General features: G+C 70.5%; 18 protein-coding genes. 11 read left to right on the forward strand and 7 right to left on the reverse strand.

Annotated features, from left to right (window positions below; all coding sequences use genetic code 11):
* On the forward strand, positions 1–1,062 hold a 1,062-nt coding region (locus OOT46_RS22355), incomplete at its 5' end, for a L,D-transpeptidase family protein (protein ID WP_265405841.1).
* Positions 1,063–1,070: 8 nt separating this feature from the next.
* Here the strand turns inward: OOT46_RS22355 and OOT46_RS22360 are convergent.
* Positions 1,071–2,126 (reverse strand): AraC family transcriptional regulator, encoded by a 1,056-nt coding sequence (locus OOT46_RS22360; protein ID WP_265405842.1) that lies wholly within the window; start codon positions 2,124–2,126, stop codon positions 1,071–1,073.
* A 114-nt stretch (positions 2,127–2,240) separates the two neighbouring features.
* On the opposite strand from OOT46_RS22360, the gene OOT46_RS22365 reads away from it, so the two are divergent.
* Together OOT46_RS22365 and OOT46_RS22370 are read left to right on the forward strand one after the other, a co-directional pair.
* Entirely contained in the window at positions 2,241–3,143 is a 903-nt protein-coding gene (locus OOT46_RS22365; protein ID WP_265405843.1) for a hypothetical protein, read from the forward strand.
* Between the two features lie 72 nt (positions 3,144–3,215).
* Positions 3,216–4,055 carry a universal stress protein gene (locus tag OOT46_RS22370; RefSeq protein WP_265405844.1) on the forward strand — a complete coding sequence of 280 codons (840 nt, stop codon included), beginning with the start codon at positions 3,216–3,218 and terminating at the stop codon, positions 4,053–4,055.
* Between the two features lie 96 nt (positions 4,056–4,151).
* Here the strand turns inward: OOT46_RS22370 and OOT46_RS22375 are convergent, their stop codons facing one another.
* A complete protein-coding gene (locus tag OOT46_RS22375) occupies positions 4,152–5,348 on the reverse strand; it encodes a calcium-binding protein (RefSeq protein WP_265405845.1) in 1,197 nt (398 codons plus the stop codon).
* A 471-nt stretch (positions 5,349–5,819) separates the two neighbouring features.
* Between OOT46_RS22375 and OOT46_RS22380 the strand changes: the two genes are divergently transcribed.
* The 7 genes from OOT46_RS22380 to OOT46_RS22410 all read left to right on the forward strand — a co-directional run bounded on the left by OOT46_RS22380 (position 5,820) and on the right by OOT46_RS22410 (position 14,346).
* Positions 5,820–7,232, forward strand: coding sequence for a coniferyl aldehyde dehydrogenase (locus tag OOT46_RS22380; RefSeq protein WP_265405846.1), 1,413 nt, complete (start codon positions 5,820–5,822; stop codon positions 7,230–7,232).
* A 213-nt stretch (positions 7,233–7,445) separates the two neighbouring features.
* On the forward strand, positions 7,446–8,591 hold the full coding sequence (locus OOT46_RS22385; RefSeq protein WP_265405847.1) for a branched-chain amino acid ABC transporter substrate-binding protein: 1,146 nt from the start codon (positions 7,446–7,448) through the stop codon (positions 8,589–8,591).
* Positions 8,592–8,733: 142 nt separating this feature from the next.
* The gene (locus tag OOT46_RS22390) at positions 8,734–10,233 is read left to right on the forward strand and encodes a DUF4331 domain-containing protein (protein ID WP_416136242.1); all 1,500 of its coding nucleotides are present in this window, start codon (positions 8,734–8,736) and stop codon (positions 10,231–10,233) included.
* An 11-nt stretch (positions 10,234–10,244) separates the two neighbouring features.
* Positions 10,245–10,538, forward strand: a complete 294-nt coding sequence (locus OOT46_RS22395; protein WP_265405848.1) for a hypothetical protein — start codon at positions 10,245–10,247, stop codon at positions 10,536–10,538.
* Positions 10,519–11,739 carry a hypothetical protein gene (locus OOT46_RS22400; RefSeq protein WP_265405849.1) on the forward strand — a complete coding sequence of 407 codons (1,221 nt, stop codon included), beginning with the start codon at positions 10,519–10,521 and terminating at the stop codon, positions 11,737–11,739. The genes OOT46_RS22395 and OOT46_RS22400 overlap by 20 nt, the downstream gene beginning before the upstream one ends.
* Positions 11,740–11,759: 20 nt before the next feature.
* On the forward strand, positions 11,760–12,884 hold the full coding sequence (locus tag OOT46_RS22405) for a HupE/UreJ family protein (RefSeq protein WP_265405850.1): 1,125 nt from the start codon (positions 11,760–11,762) through the stop codon (positions 12,882–12,884).
* Positions 12,885–13,041: 157 nt separating this feature from the next.
* Positions 13,042–14,346, forward strand: a complete 1,305-nt coding sequence (locus tag OOT46_RS22410) for an ABC transporter substrate-binding protein (RefSeq protein WP_265405851.1) — start codon at positions 13,042–13,044, stop codon at positions 14,344–14,346.
* Between the two features lie 7 nt (positions 14,347–14,353).
* Here the strand turns inward: OOT46_RS22410 and sigJ are convergent, their stop codons facing one another.
* The 4 genes from sigJ to OOT46_RS22430 form a co-directional block, all read right to left on the reverse strand.
* Complete coding sequence (sigJ, locus tag OOT46_RS22415) at positions 14,354–15,271, reverse strand: RNA polymerase sigma factor SigJ (protein ID WP_265405852.1); 918 nt, start codon at positions 15,269–15,271, stop codon at positions 14,354–14,356.
* Positions 15,261–15,815: a hypothetical protein gene (locus OOT46_RS22420; protein ID WP_265405853.1), complete on the reverse strand. Its 555-nt coding sequence runs from the start codon at positions 15,813–15,815 to the stop codon at positions 15,261–15,263. The genes sigJ and OOT46_RS22420 overlap by 11 nt, the downstream gene beginning before the upstream one ends.
* A gap of 4 nt (positions 15,816–15,819) precedes the next feature.
* Complete coding sequence (locus OOT46_RS22425) at positions 15,820–16,224, reverse strand: hypothetical protein (protein WP_265405854.1); 405 nt, start codon at positions 16,222–16,224, stop codon at positions 15,820–15,822.
* 162 nt (positions 16,225–16,386) lie between these two features.
* Positions 16,387–18,207, reverse strand: coding sequence for a glycoside hydrolase family 15 protein (locus OOT46_RS22430; RefSeq protein WP_265405855.1), 1,821 nt, complete (start codon positions 18,205–18,207; stop codon positions 16,387–16,389).
* Between the two features lie 293 nt (positions 18,208–18,500).
* On the opposite strand from OOT46_RS22430, the gene OOT46_RS22435 reads away from it, so the two are divergent.
* Positions 18,501–19,772 (forward strand): maltoporin, encoded by a 1,272-nt coding sequence (locus OOT46_RS22435; protein ID WP_265405856.1) that lies wholly within the window; start codon positions 18,501–18,503, stop codon positions 19,770–19,772.
* A gap of 95 nt (positions 19,773–19,867) precedes the next feature.
* Here the strand turns inward: OOT46_RS22435 and OOT46_RS22440 are convergent, their stop codons facing one another.
* A complete protein-coding gene (locus OOT46_RS22440) occupies positions 19,868–20,986 on the reverse strand; it encodes an ABC transporter ATP-binding protein (RefSeq protein WP_265405857.1) in 1,119 nt (372 codons plus the stop codon).

Here is a 20,986-nt window from a genome sequence, read left to right on the forward strand (position 1 = left end):
GGCTGGCCGGCGTCGACCCGGCCGGTGCTGCGTCCGGGATGTCAGGGCACGGGTGAGCAGTTGCGTGAGCGCCTGGCGACGAGCGCCGATCTCAACCCGGTGGCCGCAGCCGCTCGGCGCGGGCGTCCCTTCGAGGCCTCGCTGGCCGAAGGGGTGCGGCGCTTTCAGGCGCGTCACGGTCTGCATCCCGACGGTTGGGTGGGGCCCGCGACCCTGACGGAGCTCAACGCTCCCGTGGAGCGGCGTATCGACCAGTTGCGCATCAACCTCGACCGTCTGCGGCAGGTGGCGCAAGACCTTGGCAGCGACTACCTCCTGGTGGATCTGGTCGGCATGCAAGCCTCGCTGCACCTCGCGGGGCGGGTGGTCTGGTCGTCCCGGCTGGAGGTGGGTCAGCGCTACCTGCAGACGCCGTCCTTCCGCGCCACCCTGATGGGTGTCGTGCTGAACCCGAGTTGGACCGTCCCTGCCGCGGTGGCCCGCGACGCCCTGCTGCCTCGGCTCGCGCAGCGTCCCGAGCAGCTGCGTGCACTGGGCCTCAAGGTGGTAGACGGTGCCGGACAGGAGCTGTCGCCCTCGCAGGTGGACTGGCCGAGCCGCCGTGGCGAGTCCTTTCCTTACGCACTGGTTCAGCCTCCCGGTCCGGGCAACCCGCTGGGGCGCTTGAAGTTCCTGCTGCCCAATGCGCACTCGGTGTTCCTTCATGACATTCCCGCCAAGCGTGGGGTCCCGGCAGGCAACGCGCTGACGCTGGCGCTGGCGCAGACCTGCATCGGCATCGAGCGACCGCATGAATTGGCGGTCCTGCTGCTGGACCAGCCCGGGTCGTGGAGCCTGAACGGGCTGCGCGACGAGATCGAGCGAGGTGACACCCGCACCGTGCCGGCCCGCCGCAAGGTGCCGGTGCTGCTGCTCAACGTGACGGCCCGGGTCGACGAGCGCGGCGTGGCCCGTTTCCTGCCTGACCGCGATGGCAGCGATGCACGCGCACTGGACGCCTTGCGCCGCCCCTTCCGACCCGATCCGTCCTCCCCGGCGTCGCCGGCGCGACCGGCCCGCTGAGGTCGGGGCTATCCGCCGCTGTCCTTGCACCGGCTGCGCCAGCGGCTCGGCGGGCTGGCGGTCCAGCGTACAAAGGCGCGCGTGAAGTTGGCCGGGTCCTCGTAGCCCAGCTTCGCGGCGATGTCGCCCACCTCCAGCGTCGTCTGCTCCAGCAGCCGCAAGGCTTCACGCCGACGCACGTCGTCCAGCAGGACACGGAAGCTGCTGCCTTCGCCCTGCAGCCGGCGCTTCAAGGTCCGCTCCGAGGTGTGCAGCCGTTCGGCCAGCTCCGCGAGCCCGGGGCGCCGTTCCAGCGCCAGCTCAAGCTCGCGCCGCACCTGGGCGGCCATCGACTCGGCCGCGCGGCCCTCCAACTCGGCCTCGGCCAGTTCGCGTTCGCACTGCACCACGGCCTGCAGGCAGGCGTCGCGGTTCGCCATCGGCAAGGGCAGCGCCAGGTAGTGCGCCGGAAAAACCAGCCGGACCGCGCGGCTGGCGAAACGGGCCGGCGGCAGCCGGTGCCGGTAGGCCGCATAGTGAGCCGGCTCGGCATGGTCGAAGTCGAGCGCCATCTCGGCCTGCGGCATGCCCGTCAGCTGCACCAGGGCACAGGCGCTGCCAACCCCCATCGCTTCGAGGAAAAACTCGCGCGCCTCGCCCAGCGGTCGCTGCTCATGCAATTCGAGCGCCGCCTGCTCGCCCTGCCGGTGCAAGGACACCGCCAGGTGGTGCTGGCGCACCGCGCCGAAACGCATGCCGAGCGCGATGGCCTCCCCGAGACTGGCGCTGGTCAACATCGCATAGCCGAGAAAACCATGGCTGCTGGGTCCAAGGCGCAGGCCGAGTTCCATGCCCAGGCCCTGGTCCCCCGTCAACCGGGCGGCCTGCAGCACCATCGCGGCGTAGGCGATCGGACTGATGCGGCCACCCGGACGCGCCAGGGACTCGGACGGGACCCCGGCGGCCTGGAGCACCGCCGCCGGATCCACACCCCGCTCGGCGACGATCGCCAGCAGCAGGGCTGGATACGCGACCGAAACGCTCGCGCGGTGCAGTGTCGACGAGGAGGAGGAGGCTGGCGGCATGGACAGGACAGCTTGGCCTGAAATGACAGGCATTCTGGCGCCCGCGCCCCTCACGTGTCTGTGTCCGCGCCCGCAAGAATCAGCGCCTTCGCAACAGAAGCTCGGAGTTCTGCCATGGTGCAAGTCGATATTTTCTGGGCCTGGGGCCTGGGCGGCGCCCTCGCCGTCGCGGCAGGCAGCCCGTCGCGTGCCCTCGCTCGTCCGCTGGAGAGCCGCTACTTCGTGACCACCCTGCTGTTTCTCGCGCTGATCTGGGCCCCCAGCGGCCTGTACCTGCTGCTGCGCCACCCGAGTTGGGAGACCATGCAGGTGGCCGAGAACTTCGCCAGCCTGCCGGCCTGGCTGGTGCTGGCCTTCGGCATCACGAACATCACGCAGGGGGTGCTGGGCTACCTCGTCGGCATCCGGCTGCTCCGGGCCGGACGGGTGCACCTGGCACAGCTGAACTGGCTGGCCGGGCACTACGCGATGTTTTTCGTGCTGATCTACGGCTGGGACGGTCGGGGCTACGACCGTTTCCTCTACGACCGCGACCTGTGGCCCGGCGCGCCGGCGTGGTCGCCCGGCGCGGGCGCCACGCTGCCCGAGCTGGGCGGCGCGGTGCTCGGCTTTGTCGGCAGCAGCGTCGGCCTCAGCCTGCTGCTGTGCGGTGTTTTCCTGCTGCCGGTGTTTCTGGGGCTCATGGCGCGCTGGGTCCGCGAAGGCCATGCAGTGCGAGGCCGGCCCGCGCACGAGTCGCCCAGCGCGGCCCGCATCGTCGGCACTGTGCTCGCGGCCACCCTGCTGCTGTGCCTGGGCGCGGCCCTGTTCAGCGCGCTGGTGGTCGGCGGGGTCGCCGGGCTGGTCTCGACGCTGCCCGGGCCGGTCGCGAGTGCCCCGCACCTGGTCGGCGTTCTGCTCGGGCTGCCTCTCAGCATCGTCCTGCTGTGGTTCGCGCTGCTGCGGCCGGACGGCGTGGCGGCACGCCTGTTGGCCCCCTTGACGCCGCTTGGCGAGGGCCAGCGCATCGAGCCTTGACGCCGAGCAAGCCGGGGTGGTGTGGGTCGTGTCAGGATAGACAAGTCTGGCGCCACCCCGGAGACGCTTTTCATGAGCTACCGCACCATCCTGGTCCACCTCGACGAAACCCCCCGCTGCACCTTGCGGGTGGCCCTCGCGGCGCGGCTGGCACGCCGCCACGAAAGCCACCTGCTCGGCCTGGCGCCGACCGGGGCAGCCGAGGCGCTGCGGCAGGTCGGCGGCACCTTTGGCGCGGTGGAGGAGGCTGAGTGGTCGAGGGCCGCCTTGCATGCGCGTGCCCAGAGCACGGCGCACTGTTTCCAGGCCCAGGCAGCGGCCTGCGGCACGCCGTCCTTCGAGGCCCGGCTGCACGAGGCCGACGTGTTGGCTTCGATGCTGCAGCATGCGCGCAACAGCGACCTGTTGGTGATTGGACAGAACGACCGGGCCTCCGGCGAGCCAGCGGTGCCCGCCGACTTTGCTCAGCAGCTGCTGCTGCAATCGGGCCGTCCGGTGCTGATCGTGCCCGGGCGGGGCGAGGTGCAGGACGTCGGCGAGCGCATTGTCGTCGCCTGGAACAACAGCCGCGAGTCAGCCCGCGCGATGTCGGACGCCCTGCCGCTGCTGGCGCGGGCGCGTTCGGTGCACCTGCTGTTCGTCGACGCGGCGGACAACGACGCCGTGGCGCCCACGCATGAACTGGAAGCCAGCTGCGAGTGGTTGCGCCGCCACGGCGTCGCCGCCGAGGGGCGGCGTGTCCTCAGCGCTGCAGAGGCGGGCCGGGCGCTGCTCAGCGGCGTCGAGGAACTGGGGGCGGACCTGCTGGTGATGGGGGCCTATGGCCACACCCGGCTGCGCGAGTTCATCCTCGGCGGGGCCACGCGCACCTTGCTGTCGCACATGAACGTGCCGGTGTTGATGTCGCGCTGAAGGGCCGCGACGCGGCCCCCGGAAGGCCTCTCTCAAGCTGTCGCCAGGACAGCCGGGAGGCTCCCCAAAGGGCCGCCGACAGGCGGCCCCAGCGCTTCAGTTGCCGTAGAGGAAGTCGCCTGCGGTCAAGCTCCCCGCGGCAGCGACCTGCACGGTGCCGATGATCACGCAGTCGTTGGCGACATTGCTGGTCGGGTTGTACCGGATCTCCCCGGTGTCGGTATCAACGTAGATCCCGGACGACGCGTTCAAGGCGTTGCAGGACGCCAGGTCGGCGTTGGGACCGACGAAGAAGTTGGCAGCGGCGAGCGGGTTGCCGGCCACGTTGCCGCCGACGAAGCTGAGCCCGATCACCCCCGGGGAAACCGCACCGGGCAGGCCGCTGTCGAGCAGGTTGGCCAGCACGATGCTGTCGTCGGTGCTGCTGAAGTCCTTGATCGCGTCGGCGTTGGCAACACCGCGGAAGGCAAAGACGAAACGGTCCGCGCCGGCGCCGCCGGTGAGCCCGTCATTGCCGGCACTGCCGGCCAGCACGTCGTTGCCGCTCCCGCCGTTGAGCTGGTCGTTGCCAGCGTTGCCGAACAGGGTGTCGTCGTTGGCACCGCCGTTCAGGCTGTCGTTGCCGTCGCCGCCGTTGAGCGTGTCGGCGCCGTTGCCGCCGTGCAGCCGGTCGATGCCCGCGCCGCCGTTGAGGGTGTCGGCGCCATCGCCACCGTCGAGGCGGTCGTTGCCGAGATCACCGTTGAGGGTGTCAGCGCCGTTGCCGCCCTGAAGAAGGTCGTTGTCGGCCCCGCCATTGAGGGTGTCCGCGCCATTGCCCCCGTCAAGAATGTCGCTGCCCGCGTCGCCGTTGAGTGTGTCCGCGCCCTCCTCGCCGATGAGATCGTCGTTGCCGGCGCCGCCGTTGAGGGTATCGGCGCCCAGCCCGCCATTCAGGATGTCGTTGCCGCCCCCGCCATTGAGCGTGTTGTTGAGGTCGTTGCCGGTGATCTCGTTGTCGAGCCCATTGCCGGTGCCGGTGACCGCCACCAGAGGCCCGGCGTTGTCGAGCACCAGGTTCTCGACATTGCTGCCGAGGGTGTAGCTGGCGAGGCGGGACACCACCTTGTCGACGCCGCCGGCGGCGGCCTCGACCACCACGTCGCCGGCCGAGTTGACGTTGTAGGTGTCGTTGTTGCTGCCGCCCGTCATGGTGTCGTTGCCGCCCGACCAGTTGGCGTTGAGTACGGAGAACAGGTCGGCGGTTGTGTCCGTCAGGGCTTCGCTCGCAGCGGTACCGAGGATGATGGCCATAGGTTACCTCCTTGTTGATAGGTCGATTGCCAGTGCTGCGCCGCGGGCTGGGCTGGCGTCGGGTCAGCGCTCGAGCCGGATGCAGGCCGGGTCTGCCAGCCCGCGAGCCCCCACGGGGGGAACGCAGCGAATCCACACTAGGCGATGCGACTCCGACAGGGACAAGCGTTTATGTAAGCAAAACGCTGCGGCCCGGGCGCGGGGCCCCTTGCCGCCGCGAGATACCTTCGCATGCCGCCTCCCTGCCCGAATGGGCGCGCCTTCCTCCCAGTGCCTGTCACACAAAACGGTTAAGAGTCATAAACAAACAGCCGTGCGTCTTGAAGAGCAAGCGACGTGCGGACCGCACGCGCAGGTGCCCTTGTGTGCAAGGCCCAGCTGCGGTCCGATACGGCGCGTCCGATCGGTCGTTGCGAACCTTGACTCAGCCGTCCATCACCTCGAAGCTGGCCGGTACTTCACGGAGACCCGATGAACCAGACCATCGACGAGCACCTGCGCCTGGCGCTGGAGCAGCAGCGGGCCGCTTTTGCGGCGGAGCCGTTGCCGACGCTGCGATCCCGCCGTGACCGGCTGCAGCGCATCCGCGCCATGACCGAGCGGCATGCGGAGGACCTGGTGGCTGCGATCGCCCAGGACTTCGGTCACCGGGCCCGGCAGGAAACCCTGCTCGCGGACCTGTTCACCGTGCAGTCGGCGGCCCGGCATGCGCTGCGCCACCTGCATGGCTGGATGAAGCCGCGCCGCGTGCCCACCGCCCTGCACTTCCTGCCCGCGCGCAACCGCTTGCTGCGCCAACCGCTCGGTGTCGTCGGCGTGGTGTCGCCCTGGAACTATCCCTACAACCTGGCGCTGTGCCCTGCGGTGGCAGCGCTGGCGGCCGGCAACCGGGTGATGATCAAGCCCTCAGAGCTGACCCCGGCCACCTCGGCGCTGATGGCGCGCATGGTGAGCGAGCATTTTGCAGCGGACGAGATGCAGGTCGTCACGGGCGACGCGGCCGTCGGCCGGGCCTTCACCGCGCTGCCTTTCGACCACCTGTTTTTCACCGGCTCGACGGCGGTGGGACGCGAGGTCGCGCAGGCCGCGGCGCGCAAGCTGACGCCGGTCACGCTCGAGCTGGGCGGCAAGTCGCCCGCGCTGATCGACCGCAGCGCCGAGCTCGCCCTGAGCGCCGAGCGACTGGCCTTCGGCAAGTTGCTCAATGCGGGCCAGACCTGCGTCGCGCCGGACTATGCGCTGGTGCCCCGCGAGATGGTCGAACCCCTGACACAAGCCGTGGTACAGGCAGTGCAGCGGCTCTACCCGACGCTGACCGGCAACCCGGACTACAGCAGCATCGTCGCCCCTCGTCATCTGGCGCGCCTGCAGGGCCTGCTGGCCGACGCGCAGGCCAAGGGGGCGCGGCTGATCGCGACCCACGAGGAAACGCCGGGCGGGCGCACGCTGGTGCCGCATCTGCTGCTGGACGTGCACGACGAGATGGACGTGATGCGGGAAGAGATCTTCGGTCCGCTGCTGCCCATCGTCGCCTACGACAGCGTCGACGAGGCGCTGGCCTACATCCGCCGGCACGAGCGGCCCTTGGCGCTCTACTGGTTCGGCCGCGACCGGCACGCCCAGCGCTATGCGCTGGAGCACACCCACTCCGGCGGCGTGACGGTCAACGACTGCATCTGGCACCTGGGACAGGAAGACCAGCCTTTCGGCGGCGTGGGCGCGAGCGGGATGGGTGCCTACCACGGCGAGTGGGGCTTCCGCACCTTCAGCAAGGAAAAGCCGGTGTTCCAGCAGTCCCGCTGGGCCGGCACGCGGCTGTTCCACCCGCCCTATGGGCGCGGCTTCGACCGGCTGCTCGGGCTGCTGAAAAAGCTGGCCGGCTGAGGCGGCGAGCCGCGGCGCACAGGGAAGCACAACCTGCGGACAATCCGCCCCCCGGCCCTGACAAAACATCGGGTCCGGGCGGCCCTTTTCAGAACAAGCTGCAGCGCGAAGCGCCGACAATCTGCACCGGATGCGATCGCGGCCTGGAGGGTTCTGTTGCGCCGACCCTGCGCCGCCTGTCCGACCTCAGCCATCGATAGGAGAGATGTTTCCATGATCAAGCATGCCGGAAGACCGCTGCTCGCGGCAGCCCTGACCACGACGCTCGGCGTCCTGGCCGCGGCGCCCGCCCTCGCCCAGACCACCATCCAGATCGGTGTCAGCAGCCCGCTGTCCGGCGCCCAGACCGCCGCGGGCCAGGACAACCTGGGCGGGGTGAAGCTCGCGGTGCAGGAGCTCAACGCCAAGCCCATCACGGTCAACGGCAAGCCGGTGCGTTTCGAGGTGCTGGCCGAGGACGACCAGGCCGACCCCCGCCAGGGCGTCTCGGTGGCCCAGAAGCTGGTCGACGGCGGCGTGAAGTTCGTGGTCGGCCCCTACAACTCCGGCGTGACGCTGCCGGCCTCGCGGATCTACAACGAAGGCGGCGTCGTGGTCGCGACGGTCGCCTCCAATCCCAAGGTCACCGAGCAGGGCTTCGAGCGGCTGTTCCGCGTCGGCGCGAGCGACAGCCAGCTGGGGGCCAAGATGGCGCTTTACGCGGCCCGCGAACTCAAGCTCAAGCGGGTCGCCATCATCGACGACCGCACGGCCTACGGCGTCGGCGTGGCCGACGAATTCGCCCGCGAGGCGAAGGCCAACGGCCTGACCATCACCTCTCGCGAGTACACCTCGGACAAGGCCGCCGACTTCACCGCCACGCTGACCACGATCAAGGCCGCCAAGCCCGACGCGATCTTCTTCGGCGGCTACTCGCCCCAGGCCGGCCCGATGGTGCGGCAGATGAAAAGCCTTGGCGTCCAGGCCAAGCTGCTTGGCGGCGACGGCATCTGCTCCAGCGAAACCGCCAAGCTGGCCGGCGGCGATCTGGTGGGCGACAACGTCTGGTGCACCCAGGGCGGCGCGATGCTGAACCGCCTCAACGCCGGCCAGGCCTTCGTCACCAAGTACCGCAACGCGCACAAGCGCGACCCGCTGACGTATGCGGTGTCCTTCTACGACGCGACGCACCTGATCGCCGACGCGATGCAGCGGGCCAACTCGACCGACCCGCAGAAGGTCGCCGCCGCGATGGCGGCGGGCAACTACAACGGCGTGGCCGGCAGCTATGTGTTCGACAGCAAACGCGACCTCAAGTCCTCGCCGGTGACCGTGTTTACCTTCAAGGGCGGCCAGCCGTCGCCTGTCGCGGGCCTGTAAGCCCGCTCCCGGGCGCCGCTGCTGCCGGGCGCGGCGCCCCCATTCGCGCGCTGCCGGCGCTCCGGGTAAATACCCATTCGGCCGGCGCATCCGCTGCCGTCCGGGCCGCGTATCAGCTTCACCCCCTCACTTCTTTCAGGAGATGACCGTGAAGCTACATGCCACCTGGGCGGGCCTCGCCGCCGCCACCTTCGCCGCCGGCGGGCTGCTGCCGCTGGCCGCCACAGCCTCGAGCCACCGCGAGGCGCCCTTCATCACCACCGCGCCCAAGGTCGATGCCACCGACCTCTATGCCTTCAGAAGCTATGAGCCGGGGCGGCAGGACTATGTCACCCTGGTCGCCAACTATCTGCCGCTGCAGGACGGCTACGGCGGACCCAACTATTTTTCGCTGGATCCCAATGCGCTCTACGAGATTCACATCGACAACAACGGCGACGCCAGGGAAGACCTGAGCTTCCAGTTCCGCTTCAAGAACAGCTTGAAGAACATCGCCCTGGCGGTCGGCGGCAAGCAGGTGGCGATACCGCTGCTGCAGGCCGGTGCGGTCTCCGGCGTCAACCCGGCGACGCTGAACCTGCGCGAGACCTACAGCATCGACGTGGTGCGCGGCGACCGTCGCTCCGGCAAGCGCAGCGCGGTGACCAACACCGCAGGCGGCGGCCGCGAGTTCGACAAGCCGCTGGATTTCATCGGTACCAAAACCTTCGGCTCGGTGGCGGCCTATGAAAGCTATGTCGGGCAACACCTTTACACGGTCAACATCCCCGGCTGCCCGGTGCCCGCCCGGGCCTTCGTCGGCCAGCGCAAGGACCCCTTCGTGGTCAACCTGGGCCGCACCTTCGACCTGCTCAACCTCAACCCGCTGGCGGCTTCGGGCGGCACCGACGACCTGGCAGACAAGAACGTCACGACCCTGGCCCTGGAGATCGCGGCCAGCTGCCTGACCGCCGGCGGCGACCCGGTGATCGGCGCCTGGACCACCGCCAGCCTGCGCCAGGGCCGGCTGCTCAGGTCACCGGCAGACCCGGGCCACCAGACCGGTGCGTCGCTCGAGGGCGGGCCCTGGGCGCAGGTGTCGCGGCTGGGCATGCCCCTGGTCAACGAGGTGGTGATAGGCCTGAAGGACAAGGACCGCTTCAACTCCAGCAAGCCGAAGGACGACGGCCAGTTTGCCGACTACGTCACCCACCCGACCCTGCCGGCGCTGATCGAGACGCTGTTCAAGGACGCCGGCGTCAAGGCGCCCACGCGCTTCCCGCGCCAGGACCTGGTGGTGGCCTTCCTCACCGGCGTGCAGGGTCTCAACAAACCGGCCAGCGGTAGCGCGGCGGAGATGCTGAGGCTCAACACCGCGATCGCGCCGACACCCAAGGGCGCACAGAAGTCGCTCGGCGTGCTGGCCGGCGACAACGCCGGCTTCCCGAACGGCCGCCGGCCGGGGGACGACGTGGTCGACGCAGCGCTGCGGGTCTCGATGGGGGTGCTGTGCACCCTGAACAACCCGGCGGTGTTCGGCTGCTCCCCGGGCGACGCGCCTTCCGGCGCACTGGCGCTGACCGACGGCGGCGCCAATGTCAGCGACGCCGCCTTCGGTGCCGCCTTCCCTTACCTGGCCACGCCGATTCCCGGCGCTCAATGAGGGAGACCGTCATGCATCAACGACATCAAGCGCATCGGCAGCGCTTCAGCGCTGCAGGCCTTCTCCTCGGCGGCGTGCTCGCGGCCGCCTTGTTGTCCGCCTGCGGGGGCGACCCCGGCGGCGGCAATGGAGACGGAGACGGCGGCGGCGCGGACGCCCCGCTGCCGGGCCAGGTCTCCAGCTCGAGCGAGTTCATCGCCTATGTGAAGCAGGTCATCGCCCGTTTCACCACTGAAGGCGAGCCGCTCGATGTGGGGCAGCTCGATCAGCCGAGGTCCGAGAGCGATGAGCCCGCGGCGCTTTGAGGCCGGCCGCGGCCGGCGTGTCGCGGCTGTGGTGCTGCTCGCGGTGGCCGCCGGCTTGCCGGACCGACCCCTCCAGGCCGCTGCCCGGCAGCCCGCGGCCAAGGAGGTGGTCGAGTCCCGCTTGCTGGCTCCGGAGCTGCGCCGCCAGGTGGCCGCCCTTGCCGCGGCCCGGCGCCCCGGCGGCCCTGTACCGGACCCACGGGCGGCACAGTGGCAGGCGGCCGCAACCGCGCGCCAGCTGCTGCAAGGCGCCCGCCGCGACGGCGATCCGCGGCGGGTCGGTTATGCCCGGGCCGCCCTGCAGCCGTGGTGGGACCGCGAGGAGGTGCCGGCCGACTTCGGTGTCATGCAGGCCACCGTCGAGCAGACCGAGCACCGCTTCGCCGACGCGCGCCGCCGGCTGGAACGCCTGCTCGCCCGGCACCCCGGACACCTGCAAGGCTGGCTGACCTTGTCCGGCGTGCGCGCTGTCCAGGGGGACCTGTCCGCGGCGCGCGAGGCGTGTGGACCGGTGGCGGCCGTCGCACCCTCGTTCGGGGAACTCTGCCGGCTGCAGGTGGAGGTACAGACCGGCACGGCGGAAGCCGCCCTGGCGTCGCTCGGGCAGCTGGCTCGCGACGCCGACCCGGTGGTCGCCGCCTGGGCCGCCTCCCTGCAGGGCGAGACGCTGTCCCGGCTGGGTCGCCACGAGGCGGCCATCGCGGCCTTGCAGCGCGCGGCGTCCGCCGGCGAGCTGTACGACCGGCTGGCGCTGGCCGATGCGCTGCTGGCGGCCGAACGCCCGCAGGCTGCCGCGCTGGCCTTGCGCGACGCACCGCCCACCGACGCGGTGCTGCTGCGTCGGCTGCGTGCGCTGCCGCCCGGCAGCCCGGAGGCCGAGGCGCTGCGCGAGCTCTTGCGGCAACGCTGGGTCGGCGTGCGCGGCGACGAGGCGCGGCTGCACGCCCGCGAGCGCGCCTTGTTCGCGCTGTGGACCTCGGCCCCGCCGACCGAGGCGCGCGACTGGGCGGCCGCCAACCTGGCGCTGCAGCGCGAGCCGATCGACTTGCGCATTGCCGCCGAGGCCGCGCTGCGCGCCTCCGACCTGGCGCTGCTTGACGAGGTGCGCCGCCTGCAGGCGGCCAGCGGCCTGCGCGACCTGCGTCTGCAGGCCGCCTTGCGCTCGCCGGCCGGCCGCGATACGGCCCGCCTCACGCCCTGAGGCCCCTTGGTGAGATGCCCATGAAGACCCTGCTTCGAGGCCCGGTCCGCCGCGGCGCAACGCCCCTGTCAGGGTGGACACGCCTGCGTGCCGCCTGGATCACCTGCCTGCTCGCCGGCCTGATGCCGCTGGCACAGGCCCACACCGCCAGCACCGCCAGCTTGACGACTGACCGCAGCGTCGACCCGCCGGCGCTGGAGTGGCAGGTCGCATGGCGCGACCTGGATGCCCTGCTCGACCTCGATGCCGACCGCGACGGCCAGCTCACCTGGGCTGAGGCACAAGCCGCTTCGGACCGAATCGCCGCGCTCGCCGCGCAAAGTTTCGAGTCACCCGGCTGCGAGGCCGGGTGGCAGCTGGCTGGCACGGCGGTGCGCGGCGAGCTCGGGCAGGCGGTGCTGCGCAGCCGTGCCGCCTGCGCGCTGCCGGCCTGGGCCGGCATGCGCTACCGTTTCCTGGACGGCATAGACCCCGGGCACCGGCTGCTGCTGGCGAGCGCGCAGGGCGAGGCCCGGCTGGTGCGGCCCGGCGATACGCTGGACGCGAGCGCAACGGCGCCGGGAGGGTCTGCAGCACCGCTCGCCGGGATGGCCCTTGAAGGCCTGTTGCACATCCTGCGCGGCGCCGACCACGTGATTTTTGTCCTCACCCTGGTGCTGCCGCTGGCGCTGTTGACCCGGCGCGACGAAAGGCGCGCGGCGCTGCGTCGCCTGCTCGCAGTGGTCAGCGCCTTCACGCTGGCGCACTCGCTGACACTGGCGCTCGCCACGCTCGAGGTCTGGCAGCCGCCCTCCGCCGCTGTCGAGCCGGCCATCGCCCTGAGCATCGCGGTGGCGGCGCTCTACAACCTGTGGCTGCGCAAGACGCACGCGAGCCTGGCGGTGGCCTTTGCCTTCGGCCTCTTGCACGGCTTCGGTTTCGCCGAGGTGCTGGTGCCGCTGCAGCTGCCGCGGCTGGAGCTGGCAGCGGCCCTTGGCGTCTTCAATCTGGGCGTCGAGGCCGGCCAGTTGCTGGTGGTGGCGCCGGCGGTCCTCGTGCTGCTGGCGCTGCAGCGCCGGCCCGGTCTTGCGCGCAGGGTGCATGGGGCAGGCAGCGCCGCCTTCGCCGCCTGCGGCTTGCTGTGGTTCGCGCAACGTCTCGCGTGAGCCGCAGGGGGTGTGAACTGCGTCATGCTCGCGGCCGTGGACGACCGGGCCGGCGCAGCAAATGCAACACTCGTCATCGCTCTTGCCGGACGGCTTCGCACACTCGCGCGCACCTGCACCACCACACGGCGCCCGAGCGCCGACGAGGAGACCGACGATGACCCTGTGCTTGCTGCACCGCCTGGCGCGACCGATCGCGCTGCTTGTTGTTGTCACAGCCACCTGCCTGGGCGCTGCCCAGGCGGCCACGCTGCGCCTGGCCTGCAGCGGGCTGGGCAGGGAGCAGCAGCTGTGCCGCTCGGCCGCCGAGGCCTGGGGCCGCAAGAACGGCCACACGGTGGAACTCGTGAACCTGCCCGAGGACGCCGGCCAGCGGCTGCAGATGCTGCGGCGCGGCTTTGCCGAAACGCCCCAGGCCATCGACGTGGTGCAGCTGGACGTGGTGCAGCTCGGCGCACTGCGTGAACACCTGCTCGACCTCAAGCCCCACACGCGGGGCGCCGAGCGACAGCATTTCTCCTCCATGGTCGCCAACGGCACGCTGGACGGCAAGCTGCTGGCCCTGCCCTGGTTCATCGACGCTGGCCTGCTCTACTACCGCCGCGACCTGCTCGAGAAATACCGCCAGCCCGTGCCGCAGACCTGGGAGCAGCTCCAGGCGGTGGCCCAGCACATCCAGACCGCCGAGCGCCAGGCCGGCAACCCGCGCCTCTGGGGTTACGTCTGGCAGGGCCGCAACTACGAAGGGCTGAGCTGCAATGCGCTCGAATGGATCGCCAGCTTCGGCGGCGGCACGCTGCTCGACGAACGCGGCCGGGTCACGGTGAACCAGCCCAAAGCCGTGCGCGCGCTGGAAACCGCCGCCGGCTGGATCGGCCGCATCTCGCCGAGGGAGGTGCTGGACTGGGGCGAGGAGGAATCGCGCACCGCCTTCCAGGGCGGCCATGCCGTCTTCATGCGCAACTGGCCCTATGCCTGGGCGCTGACCCAGGCGCCGGGCAGTGCGCTGCGCGGCAAGGTGGGCATCGCCGTGCTGCCGGGCGGGGGCGGGTCCGGCCGGCAGGCGGCCACGCTGGGCGGCCAGCAGCTCGCGGTCTCGCGTCATGCCGCCGAGCCCGCCCTGGCCGCCGAGCTGGTGCTGCATCTCACCGGCGCGGCGGTGCAGAAGGAGCGAGCGCTGAAAGCCTCCTACAACCCGACCCTCAACGAGCTCTACCGCGATCCGGAGGTGAGGGCGGCCAATCCCGATCTCGGCATGCTGCTGCAGGCCTTCTACAGCGCCGTCGCGCGCCCCTCCACGGTCACCGGCGCGAAGTACCCCGAGGTGAGCGCCGAGTTCGCCCGGGCCGTCCATGAGGTCCTGTCGGGGCGTGCGCCAGCCGGCGGCGCGATGGCGGCCCTCGAAACGCGGCTGCGCCAGATCCTCGGCAGCCGCGACAAGGCGACAGCCGACGGACCTTGAGCGCCCTTCAGACCCCCAGCTCCGGCGAGCGCTTCAGATGGCGCAGCTTGTCCGGGTTGCGCACCACGTAGACGGCCGCGATGCGGCCCTCCGGCCCGGGCTCGATGGCCAGGGTCTGGACCGGGCTGCCGTCGAGGGCGTCGTACATCAGCCAGCCCGGCATGCCGTTGATCTCGGCCGGCACCACCCGGTGGCGGCCCGGGTCGGCAAGGCGTGCAAAACCGACCAGCGCCTTGGCGATCCGCACCGCCCCGATCAAGGGCCTGGGCACCGCCGCCACGACCCCGCCGCCATCGGACACGAAACGCGCGTCCTCCGCCAGGGTGCGCGCCAGCGCCTCCACGTCGCCCTGCGCGAGGGCCGCCGCGAAAGCCTGCAGCAGGCGCCGCCCCTCCCCGGCCGCCACCTCGGAACGCGCCTGGCCCGACTTCAGGTGCTGCCGGGCCCGGCTGGCGAGCTGCCGGCAGGCCGCGCTGGAACGCTGCAGCCGCGCGCCCACTTCGTCGAAGTCGAGATCGAACACGTCGTGCAGCAGGAAGGCCGCCCGCTCCAGCGGACTGAGGCGCTCCAGCATGAGCATGAAGGCCATCGACACGTCCTGGGCGTATTCGGTCGCGACGTCCGGGCCGGGGTGCCAGGCCTGGCTTTCGTCGACCAGCGGCTCCGGCAGCCAGGTGCCGACATACTGCTCGCGGCGCTGCCGGGCGCTCTGCAGCCGGTCCAGGCACAGGTGGGTGGCGACGCGCGACAGGAAAGCGCGCGGGTTCTCGACCTCGCTGCGATCCGCGCCCTGCCAGCGCAGCCAGGTGTCCTGCACCACGTCCTCCGCCTCGGCGCGGGAGCCGAGCATGCGGTAGGCAAGTGCACGCAGGTAGCGGTCGTGGGGGCGGAAGCTGTCGTCGTCGCGAGGAATCTCAGGCGGCATGGCGTGGTAGGGAAACAAGGGATCCGGTCGAGTCGCCGACGCGCACCTGCTGGCAGGCGCGGCCGTGGCCGAGGGCGTATTTGAGCATTGGATACAGGCGCGTGCCGGTGACGGTGAGCGCGAGCGAGGCCAGCCCCCGGTCGCCCCAGCGCTGGTGCACCGACTCGATCAGCTCGCCCAGCTCCGGCGCATGCGACACCACCGCCCGGGCATAACGCCCCGCGAGGGCCGTGTCCGGGTCCAGGGCCTCCAGCTCGTCCCGCAGCAGCGCGTTCAGGACGGCGTCGCTGACGCCCTCCTCCCGCGCCATGTCCACCACCAGCTGGGTGCAGGGCCCGCAATCCTCGGCGCGGGTGGCGACCAGCTTGGCGGCGTACCAGGCCGCCAGCGGCAGGTCCTGCCGGTGCTGCGCCAGCGCGGTCGCGCGGGCAAAACGGAAAAAGCCGCCGCGGCTCATGCGCAGCAGTTCGTGCAGATAGCCGGCGTCATAGCCGTAACGTCGTTCGAAGGCGGCGATACGCCAGCGGATCAGGGTGTTGAGCATCGGTTCACCTGGTTGCGGGAGAGTTGTGGAGAGCCGCCGGCTGCAGCGGAAGAGCCAGGGCCAGCGCCAGCAGGGCCGGCACAATGACGCCGGGGACGTCGCGCCAGAGGGCCTGCCAGCCGCAGATCCCCAGCAGGGTCTCGGCGATGTGCACCCCGGCGTGCAGCAGCAGGAACAAGGCTCCCGCCAGCGCAGCCGGGCCGCCCTGCCGGGGCCGCCAGGCGCGCCAGGCCAGGCCGAAGGCGCTGACCAGGTAGGCACAGCCGATGTCGCGGACGAAGTGGAAGTTCAGGGGGCCGGTGCTGTCCACGCCCGGCACGCTGTCGTACCAGGCTTTGGGAAACAGCAGCATGGCCAGGCCGTTGGCCGCCAGGCCGGCAGCCAGGAGCACGCGCAGGAGTTGGGTCATGTCAGGAAAGCAGCCGTGAAGTGGTTCTGCCTGACAAGACGAAACAGGCGACGCCGGTGTGACATGCCCGGTGACACAAGTCCCGGCGTCCGGGGTGGCTCCCGGGGCCGGGGGCCCGCCGCGGGGCGCGGCGAGCCGTTCAGGGGCCGCAGGACGGCCTGCTCAGATCTCGGTGTCCCAGGCCTTCGACAGCCGCACCGCGCCGTTGATGATGCCCACCATCGAATAGGTCTGCGGAAAGTTGCCCCACAGCTCGCGTGTGTGCGGGTGAGTGTCTTCCGACATCAGCCCCAGGTGGTTGCGAGAGTCCAGCATGGTCTGGAAGATCTCGCGGGCCTGCTCCTTGCGTCCGATGCGCGCCAGCGCGTCGATGCGCCAGAAGGTGCAGATGTTGAACGAGGTCTCGGGCCGCCCGAAGTCGTCGGGCGCCTCGTAGCGGCGCATGTAGGGGCCGTCGCAGAGGGTGCGCTCGAGCGCGTCCACGGTGGCGATGAAGCGCGGGTCCTGCGGGTCGATGCAGCCGATCTCGGCCATCAGCAGCACGCTGGCGTCGAGGTCGCGGCCGCCGAAACTCTCGGCGAACACCTGCCGGTCGGCGTTCCAGGCCTTGGCGAGCAGGCCTTCGCGGATGTGCGCGGCGCGCTCGCCCCAATAGGCCGCGCGGTCGGCCAGCCCCAGGCGCACCGCGATCTTGGCCAGCCGGTCGCAGGCGCCCCAGCTCATCAGCACCGAGGAGGTGTGCACGCGGGCCCGGGTGCGCAGCTCCCACATGCCGGCGTCGGGCTGGTCGTGCACCCGGAAGGCCTGCTCGCCAACCTGCTCGAGCAGCTTGAACTCGGCCAACCCGGCCGGCCGCAGCAGCCGCTTGTCATGGAAGGCCTGGGCCGCGCCCAGGATGACATTGCCGTAGACGTCGTGCTGGAAGTGCTCGTGCGCCTGGTTGCCGACCCGCACCGGCCCCATGCCGCGGTAGCCCGGCAGGTGCTCGACGAAACTCTCCGGCAGCTCGCGCTCCAGCGCGATGCCGAACAGCGGCTTGATGTGGCCGCCGGCCGCGTCCGACACCACGTTGGTGAGGTAACGCAGGTAGTCCTCCATGGTGCCGACCTCGGACAGGCTGTTGAGCGCCCGCACCACGAAAAACGCGTCGCGCAGCCAGCAGTAGCGGTAGTCCCAGTTGCGCTGCGTGCCCGGCGCCTCGGGGATGCTGGTGGTCATCGCCGCGATGATCGCGCCGGTGTCCTCGAACAGCGAGAGCTTGAGCGTGATGGCGGCGCGGATCACGGCGTCCTGCCATTCCAGCGGGATCGCCAGGCGGCTGCTCCAGGTGCGCCAGTAGCTTTCGGTCTGCTGCTGCAGCGAGGCCGCCGTGTCCGCGATGCCGCCGGCCAGGGTCTCGTCGGGGCCGAGGATGAAGTTCAGCGGCCGGTCCACCACGAAGGTCGTGTCGCTGAGCAGATAGTGAAGCGGCGCATCGGTGGTCAGCCTCAGCGTCATCGAGGGTCCGACGTAGCGCACATGGTGGCTGCCCTGGGTCAGGGTCGGTGTGGTGGCGCCCCAGTCGAAACGGGGGTTGAGCTTCACCTTCACGCGCGGCGCACCCGCGATCGGCCGCACCCGCCGCACCAGCGAGACCGGCCGGAACATGCGCTCGCGGCTGAAAAAGCGCGGCGCGAAGTCGGTCACCTCGATGCCCTGGCCCTGGTGGTCGTAGAGCCGGGTCCGCAGCACCGCGGTATTGCCGTCGTAGCACTGCTCGCTGTGCGAGTAGCCCTCCAGCTCGAAGCCCCACAGGGCGCCCCGCTCCGAGGGGTCGATCAGCGCGTTGAACACCGGGTCGCCGTCAAAACGCGGCAGGCAGCACCAGACGACGCGGGCATGGCGGTCGATCAGGGCGCTGAAGCTGCAGTTGCCGACGACCCCCAGCTGGAGGGTGGACGGCGTTTCGAGGGCAAGGGTCGATGTGGGCTTGTGGCTGTGCATGGAAGGGTCTCCGACGGATGCCCGGGCGCCGGCGCGAACACGGCGCGACGCAGGCAGTGCCCGGGCAGGCGGCATTGGAGCGCCTGCCGGGCCGATCCAGATTTCGTCTGTTAACCCCGCGGCTCCCCGCCCGGGGGCGCCCGGCCAATGTTTCGTTCGTGACGCTCGTGAAGCGCCGGCCCCGTGACGCTGAAACGAAACAAATCTGCCCGCAAAACCGGCTCCCTACATTGGCCCGGCGCCGCCCGCAAGACCGGGCGCGTGTCTCGAACGATCCACAAAAGAGGAGCACCATGAACATCCATACGCGTCTGCTGCCGCTCGCGGCTGCCCTGCTCGCCGCCTTGCCCGCGGCCGCCCAGAAGGCCCCGCCGGTCGACTTCCACGGTTATTTCCGTGCCGGCGTGGGCGCCAGCGGCGGCGGCGGGGACCAGGCCTGCTTCCAACTGGCCGGCGCGACCAAGAAGTACCGCCTGGGCAACGAATGCGAGGCTTACGGCGAGCTGGAGCTCGATGCCACCGTGCACGAGACGCCCGGGGGCAGCCGCTTCAAGATCGGCACCATGCTCGCGCTGGTGATGCCCAACCACAGCGACTGGGAGTCGGACAACGTCACGCTCAACTGGCGCGAAGCCTTTGTCGCGGTCGAGAAGATGGGCGAAGGCGCATTCGCCGATGCGACCCTCTGGGCCGGCAAGCGCTACTACGACCGCCACGATGTGCACATCAACGACTTCTATTTCTGGAGCAACTCCGGTCCGGGCGCCGGCATCGAGGACATCAACGTCGGTCTCGGCAAGCTGAGCTACGCGCTGCGCCGCAACGGCGAGAAAAGCGAGACCGTGAGCGCCGAGCGCCGCCAGCTGCTGGGCCACGACATCCGCTGGAAGGACATCCCGGTCAATCCGGAAGGCGCGCTGACCGTGGGCCTGGACCTGCGCCACCGCCACAGCGACAAGGGCGTCAAGAACCCGGGCGGCCAGGGCCTCACGGTGATGCACACGCAGAAAGGCCTCTTCAACGGCGGCTACAACAAGGCCGCGCTGCAGTTCGGCAAGGGCGCGCTGTCCAACCTGGACCACAGCTTCCCGTCCTTCGACGCCGACAAGAGCGACAAATCCTGGCGCCTTGTCGAGTCGCTGGTCTGGCAGCCCGGCAACGGATCGCGCTGGTCGGGCATGGCGACGCTGGTCTACGAGGACCGCGACCTGACCGGCAGCTACGACAACGGCGACAGCAAGAGCGGTCGCTGGATCTCCTTCGGCGTGCGGCCCGTCTACCATTTCACCGACCGCTGGAGCCTGGCCAGCGAACTGGGCCTGGACCAGTTCAAGCCCGAAGACGGCGCCAACCGCAAGCTCACCAAGCTGACCGTGGCGGCCCAATACGGCAGCGGCGCCAACTTCTGGGCCCGCCCGGTGATCCGCGCCTTCTGGACCCACGCGCGCTGGAACCGCGCCGGGCAGGACGCGGCCAAGGCCGGCGAGACGCTGTCGGACACGGGGATCTTCGGCAGCAGCCGCAAGGGCAACACCTTTGGGGTGCAGGCGGAAGTCTGGTGGTAAAGCCGGGGGGCTTCAGCCCCCTCGCAGGCAGAAAAAAGGGCCGGAACTTCTCCGGCCCTTTTTACATGGCGCTCTACGGCGCCCGCCCCCCTCTCTCACCCCTGCCCGCTCACCCGCACCGTTCGGCGCAAGGCCTGCCCGTCCTCGCGGAAGACGTGCACGCTGTCCGCCGGAAGGTCGAAAGCGATATGGGCGCCCACCTCCACCCGCTCGTCAATGGTCTTGGCCAGCAGCGGCGCGGCCAGACCCGGCACTGCCAGATAGACATAGCTGTGCTCGCCGAGCCGCTCGACGTGGCTGACCGGCGCCCTGAAAGGCCCCTGGCCCAGCCTCACGTGCTCGGGCCGCAGGCCCAGCATCACCGGATCGCCGACCCGGGCCTCGCCTTGCACCCGGGCGCACACCGCGCGCTCGTTCCACAGCGCGTACAGCTGCTTGTCCTCGACGCCTCGCACCACGGCGGGCAGGAAGTTCATGGCCGGCGAACCGATGAAACCTGCGACGAACTGGTTGGCCGGATGGTGGTAGAGCTCCAGCGGGTGGCCGACCTGCGCGATGCTCTGCCCGCCGTGGGCGGCCGGGTTGGGCCGCAGCAGCACGATCTTGGTCGCCAGCGTCATCGCCTCGACCTGGTCGTGCGTCACGTAGACCATGCTCACGTCGCCCAGTTCGCGGTGCAGCCGCGCGATCTCCACCCGCGTTGCCACTCGCAGCGAGGCGTCCAGGTTGGACAAGGGCTCGTCGAACAGGAAGACCTTGGGTTTGCGCACGATGGCCCGGCCGATTGCAACCCGCTGGCGCTGTCCGCCCGACAGGGCCTTGGGCTTGCGGTCGAGCAGCGCCTCCAGCCGCAGCGCGCGCGAAGCCTCGCGCACACGCGACTCGATCTCCGCGCGCGGCAGCTTCTGCTGCTGCAGGCCGAAGGCCATGTTCTCGTAGACCGTCATGTGGGGATACAGCGCGTAGCTCTGGAACACCATCGCCACATTGCGCGCCGAGGGCGGGCGGTCGTTGACCACCACGCCGTCGATCTCGATCTCGCCCTCGCTGGGGTCCTCCAGCCCGGCGATGAGGCGCAGCAGGGTCGACTTGCCGCAGCCCGAGGGGCCGATGAAAACGCAGAACTCGCCCGGCGCGATGTCCAGGTCGATGTCCTGCAGCACGCCGACCTCGGCAAAGGATTTCTCGACCCCGCGCAGTTGGATGCGACTCAT

The organism is Aquabacterium sp. A7-Y (genome assembly GCF_026153205.1).
GTDB lineage: Bacteria > Pseudomonadota > Gammaproteobacteria > Burkholderiales > Burkholderiaceae_C > Caldimonas.